Below are 12,310 nucleotides of genomic sequence, written 5' to 3'. Positions count from 1 at the left end.
AACAACGCTTGCTTGCTTTCGTGCCGTTCGTTGGATGTTACGCTTTCAACTGCCGCGCTTTCGCCGCCTCGCTCACCTGCTCATCGGCATGGTACGACGAGCGGACGAGCGGCCCCGCTTCACAATGGCTGAACCCTTTGCTCAACGCGATTTCTTTCAGCTCTTGAAACTCGTCCGGATGGTAATATTTCACGACCTTCAAATGTTTTTTCGTCGGCTGCAAATACTGGCCGATCGTCAAAATGTCGACATGGTTGGCGCGCAAGTCATCCATCGCTTCAATGATTTCCTCTTTCGTTTCCCCAAGGCCGACCATGATGCTCGATTTCGTCGGAATGTCCGGCTGCAATTCTTTCGCGCGCCGCAAAAACTCAAGCGAACGTTCGTACGTCGCGCGGGCGCGCACCCTTGGAGTCAAGCGGCGCACCGTTTCGATGTTATGGTTTAAAATGTCAGGGCGGGCATCCATCAAAATTTTCAAGTTTTCATACACCCCGCCCATATCCGACGGCAGCACCTCGATCGTCGTAAACGGGTTTTTCCGGCGGATGGCGCGCACCGTTTCGGCGAATACCGCCGCCCCGCCGTCTTTTAGGTCATCGCGGGCGACGGCGGTGACGACGACGTGTTTCAAGTTCATGATGCGCACCGATTCCGCGACGCGTTCCGGCTCCTGCCAATCGAGCTCGGTCGGCAGCCCGGTTTTGACGGCGCAGAAGCGGCAGGCGCGCGTGCAGACGCTGCCTAAAATCATAAACGTCGCCGTCCGCCGTACGGCCCAGCATTCGTGAATGTTTGGGCACTTCGCTTCCTCGCAAACGGTATGTAAACGGTTTTCCCGCATCAGCTTCTTTAAACCGATATAATTCTCGTTCGTGTTCAACTTGATTTTCAACCAGTCCGGCTTGCGGACGTGTTCTTCTTTCGTCGCCATCGTTCTCACTCCACTTGTCGATGATTGTTCATTTCTCATTATAATGAAAAGCGCAGGAAAACACAAAAAAATCGTCCATCAGACGATTTTCCTCCTTTTAACATTTATGAAATTCCCGTTTCTCCCCAAACTAAACATATGAAACGGGCGGAAAGGGGGAATACGCGTGCATCGATGGCTTGCCGCCATATCGGCGGCAGCGATGCTGTGGATCGCCGCCGGCGCGGCTTCGGCGGCGGAACAGGAAGAAGCGATGTATGAAAAGCGAATGGAGCTGTACAAAAAGGCCGAAGCCGTTTCCTTGATCCCGTGGTATTACTTTGCGGCCATTGACCAGTATGAGCGAAACGTCCGGCAAGTGCGCCGCGACCTGCCCAAGCCAGCCGGCGTTCTCGGCATTTATATGAAGCCGGAAATATGGGCCGGGCCGCTGAACAAAAACCCGCATGATACAGACCCGTTCACCATCTCCCAGTTTGGCGGCCTTGGCGTGGACGGAGACGGCGACGGCTATGCGCGGGCGGATGACGATGACGATGTGATCATGGCCATGGCCCGCTATTTGCAGACGTACGGCATCGATCACCGCCATATCAAAATCGCGCTTTGGAACTATTACCAACGCGCCAAAACCGTCGACTTGATTTTAGGAAAGGCGAGAATTTATAAAAAGTATCAGACGTTGAAATTGGACAACCACGTGTTTCCGCTTCCGCTAGGGGCCAATTACAGCTACCGCGATACATGGGGGGATGCGCGCGGCTGGGGCGGGCGGCGCATTCATGAAGGAACCGACATTTTCGCCGGCTACGGCGTTCTGGTGCGCTCGACGTGCTACGGCATCGTCGAGCTGAAAGGGTGGAACAAATACGGCGGCTGGCGCATCGGCATCCGCGACATCAACAACACGTACCACTACTTTGCCCATTTGAACGGCTTCGCCGCCGATCTTCGCGAGGGGCAAATCGTCGAGCCGGGGACGATCATCGGTTCGGTCGGCAGCTCTGGCTACGGTCCGCCCGGCACGGCGGGGAAATTTCCGCCCCATCTTCACTACGGCATGTACAAAGACAACGGCTATACCGAATGGGCGTTTGACCCGTACCCGCACTTAAAAGCATGGGAGCGGGCCGAGCGGCAACAACGGCGCCGCTAGCCGCGCGGGGGCCGGCGCGACGGGGTTCTCTCCGCCAACGCCAGCCGCCCAAATCAGCGGCATGTTTTTTCAAGAGCAGAGACGTCCCGGACGCCGATGTTTCCCGTCCGTCCATCCCAGCCGGCGTTCGCCGGCCGAAACGGCAATGACGGAAAAAGGCTGATCTCCAAGTTGGAATCAGCCTTTTTTCCACGGCGGCACAACCGTCCGAAACGGCTTTCCGCTGACGTTCTTCCGCCTATCGCTTCTCAATGCCCGCCCAAATACGCCTGCTTCACCTGCTCGCTCGCCTGCAGCTCGCTCGCCGTTCCCGACAAGACGACGCGCCCCGATTCAAGGACATAGGCGCGATGGGCGATGGAGAGCGCCATATGGGCGTTTTGTTCGACAAGCAAAATCGTCGTCCCCGACTCGTTGATTTCCTGAATGATGCGGAAAATCGTCTTGACCAAAAGCGGCGCGAGCCCCATTGACGGTTCGTCAAGCAAGAGCAGCTTCGGGCGCGCCATGAGCGCGCGGCCGATGGCGAGCATTTGCTGCTCGCCGCCCGAAAGCGTGCCGGCCAGCTGCTTGCGCCGCTCCTCAAGGCGCGGGAACAGCTGAAAGACTTTGGCAAAGTCTTGTTGAATGCCTTCTTTGTCTTTGCGCAAAAACGCGCCGAGCTCCAAGTTTTCCTCGACCGTCATATTGGCGAAAACGCGCCTCCCTTCCGGCACGTGGGAAATGCCTTGCTTGACGATCGTCTGCGCCGCCTTGCCGGCGATCGAGGCTCCCTCATACACGATGTCGCCGTTTTTCGGCCTAAGCAGCCCGGAAATGGTTTTCAGAAGCGTCGTTTTCCCCGCGCCGTTCGCCCCGATCAGCGTGACGATCTCGCCTTTGTTCACCTCAAGCGATACGCCTTTTAAGGCATGAATGTTGCCGTAAAACACATCGATTCCATCCACTTTCAACATGGTCACGACACCTCCTCGCCAAGGTAAGCCTCGATCACTTTCGGGTTGCTGCGCACTTGTTCCGGCGTGCCTTCGGCGATCAGCTGGCCGTGATCCAACACGTAAATGCGCTCGCATATGCCCATCACAAGCGACATGTCATGCTCAATCAACAAAATCGTCAACGCAAACCGTTCGCGAATGAACGCAATCAACTTCATCAATTCTTTCGTTTCTTGCGGGTTCATGCCGGCGGCCGGCTCGTCAAGCAAAAGCACTTTTGGCTGCGCCGCCAGCGCCCGAGCGATCTCAAGCCGGCGCTGCTGGCCGTACGGCAAGTTTTTCGCCTTCTCGTGCATGACGCCATCAAGCTGAAAAATGTTCAAAAACTCGATCGCCTTTTCTTCCATTTCCTTTTCACCGCGGAAATGGGACGGGAGGCGGAGAATGGAGCTCGCGATCGAATGGCGGGCGTGCGCATGGTAGGCGACTTTCACGTTGTCGAGCACCGACAGCTCGCCGAACAGGCGAATGTTTTGAAACGTCCGGCTGATCCCTTTGCGCGTAATTTTATACGGCGGCAGGCCGTTCAACGTCTCGCCGTCAAGCATAATCCGCCCGTCAGTCGGCACATACACGCCCGTCAATAAGTTAAACAGCGTCGTTTTCCCCGCGCCGTTCGGGCCGATGAGCCCGACAAGCTCCCCTTGATACAGCTCCATCGTCACACCGGAGAGCGCCTTCAGCCCGCCAAACTGGATGCCGACATTTTCTGCCTTAAGCAACGGTGTTTTTGCCGCCATGATTCATTCCTCCCTGCGCTGCCTTCCGCCATTTGAAGAGCGAAGATAGTTCTTTCGTCCCCATCAGCCCGGTTGGACGGTACAGCATCACCAAAATCAAGACGATGCTGTAAATGATCATCCGCGTTTCCGGATAGTTTTGCAAGAACGTCGAAACGATCGTCAGCAGCACCGCCGCCACCACCGCGCCGGATAGGCTGCCGAGCCCACCGAGGACGACGAAAATCAAAATGTCAAACGATTTTAAAAAGCCGAAGTTCGACGGCTGAATGATGTAAAAGTGATGGGCGTACAGCGCCCCGGCGATGCCGGCGAAAAACGAACCGATCGCAAACGCCGCCACTTTGTAATACGTCGTATTGATCCCCATGGCATCAGCGGCGATTTCATCCTCGCGAATCGAAATGCACGCCCGTCCGTGCGTCGAGTTCGTGAAGTTGGCGATCACCAAAATCGTGACAAACAGGCAGGCGAACACCCACGGCCATGTCGTCATATGCGTCACCGTCATGCCGCTCGCCCCGCCGACGTAATCGATGTTCAAGAGCGCGATGCGGACAATTTCGCCAAACCCAAGCGTGGCGATCGCCAAGTAATCGCCTTTTAAACGCAGGCTCGGCACGCCGATGACGAGGCCGGCGAGCGCCGCCGCCACCCCAGCGGTCAAGACGCCGACCGCAAACGGCAGCTCTAGCTTCATCGTCATGACGGCTGAAGCGTAAGCGCCGACGGCGAAAAAGCCGGCATGTCCAATCGAAAACTGTCCGGTGATGCCGATGATCAAGTGAAGGCTCGCCGCCAGCATGACGTTGATCGCCATGAAAAAGAGCGTGTTGACGTAAAACACATTGAGCGTCCCGCTTGCAATCAGCCACTCGACAACAGCGAAAAAGGCGAAGGCCAGTATGACGGAAACCCAAAATCCACGAGTCCGCTTCCAAGTTGCCATTGTCCCCTACCATCCTTTACACTTTTTCTCGTACGTTCTTGCCAAACAATCCGGCCGGCCGGAAAATGAGAATGAGAATTAAAATGACAAACGCCACTCCGTCGCGCCAAAGCGAGTAGCCGAGCCCGCTGACGAGCGATTCGATGACGCCAAGCAAAAGCCCCCCGACCATCGCTCCCGGAATGATGCCGATTCCGCCCAACACGGCGGCGACAAACGCTTTCAATCCGGGAAGAATGCCCATCAATGGCTCGATTTTTGTATAATAAATGCCGAAAATAACGCCTGCCGCCCCCGCGAGCGCCGAACCGATGGCGAACGTGGCCGAAATCGTGTTGTCGACGTTGATTCCCATCAACCGGGCCGCTTCCGCATCATGGGAAACAGCGCGCATCGCTTTCCCGATTTTTGTCCGGTGAACGATGAACTGAAGAAGGATCATCAAAACGAGGGACGTGCCGAGGATGAACAGCGACTGGCTGCTGATGACAACCCCAAACAGCTTCAAGTTCCGATCCGGCAGCAGCGTGCTCGGATACGCTTCCGGCTGGGCCCCGCGCAAATAAATCGTGACGTACTCAATCAAGAGCGATACGCCGATCGCCGTAATGAGCACTGCGATGCGCGCCGCATTGCGCAGCGGCTTGTAGGCAATCCGCTCGATGATCATCCCAAGCACGGCGCAAGAGGCCATCGCCAGCAAAAGCGCCGGGAAAAAGCCGACACCAAGCATCGTTACGGCATAAAAACCGACGAATGAACCGACCATAAAGACGTCGCCATGGGCGAAGTTAATGAGCCGAACAATGCCGTACACCATCGTATAGCCAAGAGCGATGAGCGCATAAATGCTGCCTAGCGAAATGCCGTTGACCAGCTGTTGAATGAGTTCCATGATCGCACGCTCCTTAACGAAAACTCGTCGTTGACCAAAAGAAATGCCGGATGGGAGGGCGCCCCTTAGGGGCCTCCCCCGTCCATGCATCCATCCAGCCTTTCATTACGGATTCACTTTCGTTTTGAATTGCTGCTGCCCGTCTTTGTATTCCAAAATGGCCGCCGATTTGACCGGGTCATGGTTTTCATTGAGCGTCAGCGTGCCGGAGACGAGCTGCAAATCTTTCGTTTGCGCCAGCGCGTCTTTAATTTTCACCGGATCGGCGCTGCCGGCCCGCTTAATGGCGTCGGCCAGGAAGTAGGCTGTATCATAGCCAAGCGCGTTGAACGCATCCGGCGCTTTGTTGTATTTCGCTTTAAAGGCTTTCACAAACTCTTGAATTTTCGGATCCGGGTCGCCCGACGAATAATGGTTCGTGATGTACGTGTTGTTCAACGCGTCTTTGCCCGCGATCTCGACCAGCTTCGGCGAATCCCAGCCGTCGCCGCCCATGATCGGCACGTTCAAGCCAAGCTCGCGCGCCTGCTTGACGATGAGGCCGACTTCTTCATAATAGCCCGGCAGGAAAATGAACTCTGGATTCTTTGATTTTATGCGCGTCAGCGTCGCACGGAAATCGGTGTCTTTCGCGACATACGCCTCTTCAGCGACAATTTTGCCGCCGCCTTGCGTGAACGCGTCTTTAAACGAAGCGGCCAGCCCTTTCGAATAGTCGCTCGAGCTGTCGATCAACACCGCCGCGTTTTTCACTTTCAGTTCGTTCAAGGCGAATTTGGCCGCCACCGTCCCTTGGAACGGGTCGATAAAGCACGTCCGGAAGACGAACTCGTTCACTTTGCCGTCTTTGTTCGTGATCGTCGGGTTCGTGCCTGTCGGCGTAATGAGCGGCACTTTATTGTCGTTGGCGACTTGCACTTGAGCGAGCGTGTTCGTGCTCGTCGCCGAGCCGATGATGGCGACGACTTTATCCTGGCTGATCAACTTGATCGCGCCGTTCGTCGCTTCGGCCGCTTCCGATTTGTTGTCGACTTTCACCAACTCCAGCTTTTTGCCGTTGATTCCTTCTTTGTTGATTTCCTCAAGCGCCAAGTCGAGCCCTTCCGCAATCGACTGGCCGTATGACGCGACCCCGCCGGACAGCTCAAGGTTGGCGCCGATTTTAATCACATCGCCGCCCCCGCCTCCGCCGCTGTTTCCGCCTGAAGAACTGCCTCCTTGCTGGTTGCCGCCGCAGCCGGCCAAAAGACCCGCCGTCAGCATCAATGAGAAAAAGACACCTGCTGCTCTTTTTTTCTTCATTTCTTGTTCCCCCCATTGTTCAAAATGTTCTGTCACCAGAGCGCACACCTTTTTCTGCATACTATATCGATAGAGTCCGTCTGCCTTGTGCGCTCGTGCGCCGCGCCGGATGGCGCCGCAAACTGATGCATGCCTTCCGATGCCGGCCGTTCATTCCCCCTCTCAAACTGCTATGTAAATAATAAAACTATTTTCAATTTAATATAATATTACAAAATTCGAACCAACTCGTCTAGTTGTTTTCTATTTGAAAAACAAAAAAGCTGTTTCCTCTTGACAAACGCCAGAGAAACAGCCAAAGCCCCTTCGCCGGGAAGAACACTTTTTTTGCATAACATTTCCATGTTTCTGTCAAAACCATTCCCAACGGCTGACGCGGGCACCCGTCAACCTAACGGAACTATATAGATGCAATTTGAAGCTTTGCCATTTGCAGCTTTTACCCGAGTATTTGATCGACTGTCGGGCGACCGAACAACGCCGCTTAAAGACCCATATATGGGTCTGTGAAGCAGGCGGTTGTTCGATCCTCCGTCACGCCTTGGCTTGCCTTCGACAGTCGAACGAGAACGATCGATTTAGGAAGATGACAGTCGCCGGCCTTTTAGAGGCGCGCATTGACAGCCTTTCCCACTACCGCTTCGGAAGCTGGATGGACGGGCCGACTTGACCGCCGTTTTTGTTGTAAAATTGCGGCACTTCTCCCGGAATAAAGCGCATCACAACTGGAATATCTGTTGTCACATTGGAAATTTTCGATGCAAAAGGAATGACGACTTGGATGTCGACCGATACATGAATATCAATTTCAATAAAAAAACTGTTAATATCATACGCTCGAATTTCTTTCGTCACTTCCGAGTCGACATTGCCAACGATCTGAAACTGCACCGGAATGCGCGGGCCGAGGTTGGCCAAGAGGGCATTATCCGTGATTTTTCCAAGCGGAATGTAATAAATGATGCCGCGGCTGTTTCCAGTTCCGGACTCGACTTCGGGAAGGACCATCCGTTCAAGCCGTCCTTCTGTCGCCGCCTTTAAGCTTTCCATCACATGATCATCCGTCTCCGATAAGATGCGATTGATCACCGCGGTGTCAAAATCGACCGACACAATTTTGCCGCTTTCGTCCTTTTGAACCGTGACCAGCTGCCGAAATTCAGGGTTGTCTTTTTGAAACTGCTGCTCAATGGCGTTATTGATCACCAAGTTGGCAATCCGCTTCGTTTCCGTTTCCGCAATCTCCATGAGCACCGGCTTAATGCCTTTATTGACAATCCAAAGGCTTACCGCCGTCGAGAACATAAAAAAAACGAACGTCAATAAAAACACATAGCGGAACGGGAGCGGCCCCTTCCGCACGAATCGGGGGCGCAACAAAATGAAAATCCCTCCTTTACAAGCTATATGTATGCTTGCAAGGAGGGATTTTTTCACCGCATTTTCAACAGCGCCTCTCTTCCTTTCATTCCCTCTTCAATGCCGAGCTCCAAAGCGGCGACTGTCACCGATTCGAGCGGCGCCTCGAGCAGCTGTTCAATCGTACGCACCCCGACCGCCCGCCCGGCGATAATGCCGCGATCACGCAATTTCTCATTCAACAGCGCCACATCGAGCGCTCCGCACATAATGTACCCTTTTTCACCCGCCACCGCCAACAAATTCGTTTTCGGCAGCTGGACGGACACAGCAATAAACGGATGTCCGTCAATGATGATCGGCTTCACTTCGACCATCGCCGCAGTCACTCTCCTTTCCATACTCCAATGTATGAAGCATGGAAAAAGAAGTGCCTGCCTATTGGGCCAATTTCCAAGCGAGAAGATCGCGCAAAAACTCCGGCATGTAATACGTTTTTTCCGCCGCCCGCTGAATTTGCGGATAAAAGTGGCCGATCGCAAACATATCGGTCGTCGCCACCTCATACGTGCGCTCGGGATCGAGCGGCTCGCCGTTGATCATAATGCGGCGGATATGCCATTGACCGTCCTCCTCGAGCCCGGCCTCGATGTCCACGCCGTCGTACACCATTTCCCCCATCACTTCGCCGCGGAAGCCAAACCCTTTAAACTGCCAATGCTTCATCCGTTCCGTGTTGGCCTCAAGGATAATCTCTTTGAGCTCCGCGCCGCGCAGCTTCACCTTGCACGGGTTGAGCGGATGCGGGCAAATGCGATGCAAATCTTTTTTCGTCACCGGTCCTCTCGCAAGCGGCGCAAGCAGCACGCCGGCGTTGACCATGCCGATGTCCGCTTGGCACCACTCACGCAAAGCGGAAGCAAGCAAATTTCCAAGCGGCGACGGGGCGAACCAGTCAAGCGGCAAGTCATCATGGAGCACGGCGACTTGTTCCGCTTCAAGCCGCGCCAAACTTTCCTGCTCAAGACAAACAAGATGGCGCTCGACCGCCTCGGAGCGGGGCAATGGTTCGACATCCACGACCGTCGCGGATGCCCTGGACAGCCGGTTTTGGTCAATCTCCAGCTTGACCACCCCAACATATTTTCCGTATTTCCCCGCCGCGCAAAGCAGTGTTTGATTCAATGTTTTTCCTTCTGGAAACACATGGTGGGTGTGAGCGCCTAAAATAATGTCCACGCCTGGGATCGTCGCAGCGATTTTTTCATCCTCATTCACCCCAAGATGAGACAGCACAACGACGCAATCGGCCTTTTGCCTCACTTCCTCCACCGCCGCTGCCAACATGTCAAACGGCGGAACGATCTTCCAGCCGAGCAGCTCGTAAAAGTGAGAAAACGGAGCGGTGGCGCCAACCACCCCAATGCGAAACGTCTCCGTCGCCGGGATGACGACATACGGCAACGCCCAATGCGGCCGCACGCCATCGCGGCGAAACAAATTGGCGACAACGACCGGAAACCGAGCCTGTTCGTACAACGTATCCAGTTCATCATGATCAAGGGTGATCCCTTCGTTGTTGCCGATCGTCACCGCATCATAGTGAAGATCGTTCAATAAGTCCACATTCGCTTTTCCACGCGTCGCCTCGGTAATCGGGTGCACGCGGTCGAGAAAATCGCCCACATCAAACAAAAGCATCGCCTCGTTGCGCGCGCGATGCTCCCTTCTCCGTTCTGACAAAAAGCGGGCGATTTGCGGCCAATGTTCAAAATGGCTGTGCACGTCGTTCGTATGATAAATATAGACGGTTTGCTTCAATGCGCAAGCCTCCTTGGTTACGAAAAACTTTCGATCACAAGCCGAAGGCCAAGCAAAACGAGCACCATCCGAAGCACGACGACAAGCGTCCGGCTTGGCATCCGCTTATTGATCCACGCTCCGGTTTTCGCCCCGATCCACACCCCAGGAATGAGGGCCAGGGCAAACGACCATTGCACGTTTCCCATCGCGACATGGGTGAGAGAGCCGACGAGCGAGGACAAAAAAATCATCAACATCGACGTGGCGACCGCCACATGGGGCGGAAAGCGAAACAGCACGATCATCGCCGGCACCATGAGCGAGCCGCCGCCAATGCCAAACAACCCGCCGAAAAAGCCGACGACAAACGCGATGGCGACCGCCATGAGCGGCTGATAGCCGTATGTGAACACCTCACCGTTTCGGTCCGTGTACGTTCGCACAACACGCCGTTTCCACCACGGCGCCGGCCGCGCCTGCTCCGCCGCCGTTCGTTCGACCCCGTTTTCTTTCGCCGCCGCCGTCTCGTCAGCCGAACGCTTCGTTTTCTTTTGACTCAGCGACAAAAAGAGCGACATGGCGATTAAAAACAGCCCAAAATACAATGAAAAATGAGCGGCGCTCAGCGTATTGTTCACCCAAGCGCCGATGACCGCCCCGGGAACGCTGCCAAGGCAAAAGAGCAAGCCGCTTTGATAGTCGACCATTTTGTCTTTCATATACGACAATGTGGACGATAAGCCATTGAAAATAATGACGACAAGCGACGTGCCGACCGCGACCTGCGGCGTCACCGCCGACAGCCAGCCGAGCGCGCCGAAAAACAGAAGCGCCGGCACGATGATCACCCCGCCGCCAAGGCCGGCCAAGCTGCCCACCGTCCCCGCGATAAAGCCGATCAAAAAAAGCAACATATACGCCATTTTGTCTCTCCCCCCCGCTTCAAAACAAACCAAGCTGCCGCGGCGCCAGGCCCGTGTACTCAATGCCAAGCAAATCGATCAATTGTTTGGCGTTGTCAGCGGCATCGCCGCCGGAGTTGTTGTTAAACAGCACGTAAATTTGTTTCGTTTTTTGCTTTAATGCCTCGATATGGCGCGCCCACTCGCGCAGCTCGCGCTCGTTGTATCGATACAAGTAGCGGACCGCCCGCCAGTTCTCGCCGGCCGTCGCCTTGTTCCAGCCGTGGACATTCCGTCCGTGCAGGCGGATGAGCGTCTTTTCCCGGTCGGTCGGATGCAAAACGGTCGGCACCGACCCTTCCCCCGCCTGCGGCTCGTCGCAAATCGCGTGAATCCACCCTTCCTCTTCCATAAAGCGAAGCGTTTTGTCATAAAAGCGCGGCGAAAACCACGATTGGTGCCGAAATTCGAGCGCCGCCGGCACCTCCCCCATCCGCGCTTTTGTCCAGCGCAAGTACTCCACATGCTCGCGCCGACAGTCAAACCACGGCGGAAACTGAAACAGCACCATCGCCAGCTTCCCCGCTTCCTGAAACGGCGCGATCGAGTCCAAAAACGCGGCAAACATCGCTTCCTTGCTTTCATACGGAATCGGGCCGCGCTCATGCCCGGTCATTCCTTGGTATGCCTTCACGATAAACTGAAACGACGGCGGCGTCTCGCGAATCCACTTTTCCACGTTCGAACGCGGCTGAATGGCGTAAAAGTACGAATCGACCTCGACCGTCGGAAAATGGGCCGCGTATTCCAGCAACTTGTCTTTCGCCGCAAGACCTGGCGGATAGAGGCTGTCATGATCCCCCCAACCAGTCAGTCCGATGTAAATCATCACGATCACCAATTCGTTCGATTTCCAGCTATCTTCACTATACCATAAGCGCGGGCGGCGCGAAATAAAAATGACCGCCGCACCATCAAGGGCAATGGCAGTTCATAGATTCATAACATCCATAATTTACAATCGAGGAACGATTGCGATACAATGATACCCATCGAAACATTCTGACAATGGGAGGGCTGTCCAATGATCCATCTGTACCCGTTTCTTCTCTTATCGATATTTTTGATTGTGCTGCCCGGCCCCGACACAGCGGTGGTGACCAAAAACACCATTTCCGCAGGGAAGATCGGCGGCTTGAAAACCGCACTATATAGATGCAACGAAATCGTTTAACATATCCTTGACGGAAAAGTGGCTCATCCATTTTTGAC

The 12,310-nt window shown here is 54.9% G+C and carries 13 protein-coding genes; 2 read left to right on the top strand and 11 right to left on the bottom strand.

Annotated elements, in window-relative coordinates; all coding sequences use genetic code 11:
• Positions 1 to 37: 37 nt before the first annotated feature.
• Positions 38 to 934 (bottom strand): lipoyl synthase, encoded by an 897-nt coding sequence (lipA, locus tag ACVX3G_RS05435; RefSeq protein ID WP_013144325.1) that lies wholly within the window; start codon positions 932 to 934, stop codon positions 38 to 40.
• Positions 935 to 1,100: 166 nt separating this feature from the next.
• On the opposite strand from lipA, the gene ACVX3G_RS05430 reads away from it, so the two are divergent.
• Positions 1,101 to 2,090 (top strand): M23 family metallopeptidase, encoded by a 990-nt coding sequence (locus tag ACVX3G_RS05430; RefSeq protein ID WP_479454594.1) that lies wholly within the window; start codon positions 1,101 to 1,103, stop codon positions 2,088 to 2,090.
• A gap of 248 nt (positions 2,091 to 2,338) precedes the next feature.
• On the opposite strand, the gene ACVX3G_RS05425 is transcribed toward ACVX3G_RS05430, so the two are convergent.
• The 10 genes from ACVX3G_RS05425 to ACVX3G_RS05380 form a co-directional block, all read right to left on the bottom strand.
• Entirely contained in the window at positions 2,339 to 3,046 is a 708-nt protein-coding gene (locus ACVX3G_RS05425) for an ABC transporter ATP-binding protein (protein ID WP_011232446.1), read from the bottom strand.
• A gap of 2 nt (positions 3,047 to 3,048) precedes the next feature.
• Positions 3,049 to 3,828, bottom strand: a complete 780-nt coding sequence (locus tag ACVX3G_RS05420; protein ID WP_011232447.1) for an ABC transporter ATP-binding protein — start codon at positions 3,826 to 3,828, stop codon at positions 3,049 to 3,051.
• Positions 3,803 to 4,777: a branched-chain amino acid ABC transporter permease gene (locus tag ACVX3G_RS05415; protein WP_025039317.1), complete on the bottom strand. Its 975-nt coding sequence runs from the start codon at positions 4,775 to 4,777 to the stop codon at positions 3,803 to 3,805. The genes ACVX3G_RS05420 and ACVX3G_RS05415 overlap by 26 nt, the downstream gene beginning before the upstream one ends.
• 16 nt (positions 4,778 to 4,793) lie before the next feature.
• Entirely contained in the window at positions 4,794 to 5,672 is an 879-nt protein-coding gene (locus tag ACVX3G_RS05410) for a branched-chain amino acid ABC transporter permease (protein ID WP_011232449.1), read from the bottom strand.
• A gap of 105 nt (positions 5,673 to 5,777) precedes the next feature.
• Positions 5,778 to 6,974 (bottom strand): ABC transporter substrate-binding protein, encoded by a 1,197-nt coding sequence (locus ACVX3G_RS05405; protein ID WP_025039318.1) that lies wholly within the window; start codon positions 6,972 to 6,974, stop codon positions 5,778 to 5,780.
• A 633-nt stretch (positions 6,975 to 7,607) separates the two neighbouring features.
• Positions 7,608 to 8,354: a sporulation protein YunB gene (gene yunB / locus ACVX3G_RS05400; RefSeq protein WP_011232451.1), complete on the bottom strand. Its 747-nt coding sequence runs from the start codon at positions 8,352 to 8,354 to the stop codon at positions 7,608 to 7,610.
• 53 nt (positions 8,355 to 8,407) lie between these two features.
• Positions 8,408 to 8,710 carry a YunC family protein gene (locus ACVX3G_RS05395; protein ID WP_011232452.1) on the bottom strand — a complete coding sequence of 101 codons (303 nt, stop codon included), beginning with the start codon at positions 8,708 to 8,710 and terminating at the stop codon, positions 8,408 to 8,410.
• Between the two features lie 61 nt (positions 8,711 to 8,771).
• Complete coding sequence (locus ACVX3G_RS05390) at positions 8,772 to 10,154, bottom strand: bifunctional metallophosphatase/5'-nucleotidase (protein ID WP_020278436.1); 1,383 nt, start codon at positions 10,152 to 10,154, stop codon at positions 8,772 to 8,774.
• A gap of 17 nt (positions 10,155 to 10,171) precedes the next feature.
• A complete protein-coding gene (locus tag ACVX3G_RS05385) occupies positions 10,172 to 11,059 on the bottom strand; it encodes a sulfite exporter TauE/SafE family protein (RefSeq protein ID WP_021321775.1) in 888 nt (295 codons plus the stop codon).
• Positions 11,060 to 11,078: 19 nt separating this feature from the next.
• Positions 11,079 to 11,927 (bottom strand): DUF72 domain-containing protein, encoded by an 849-nt coding sequence (locus ACVX3G_RS05380; protein ID WP_025039319.1) that lies wholly within the window; start codon positions 11,925 to 11,927, stop codon positions 11,079 to 11,081.
• Between the two features lie 195 nt (positions 11,928 to 12,122).
• Between ACVX3G_RS05380 and ACVX3G_RS05375 the strand changes: the two genes are divergently transcribed.
• Complete coding sequence (locus tag ACVX3G_RS05375) at positions 12,123 to 12,272, top strand: homoserine/threonine efflux protein (protein WP_014196672.1); 150 nt, start codon at positions 12,123 to 12,125, stop codon at positions 12,270 to 12,272.
• Positions 12,273 to 12,310 lie beyond the last annotated feature (38 nt).

The organism is Geobacillus sp. PLS 41 (assembly GCF_056494105.1).
Note: the sequence above shows the minus strand (reverse complement) of the source record. Positions and strands in the feature narration are given on the sequence as shown.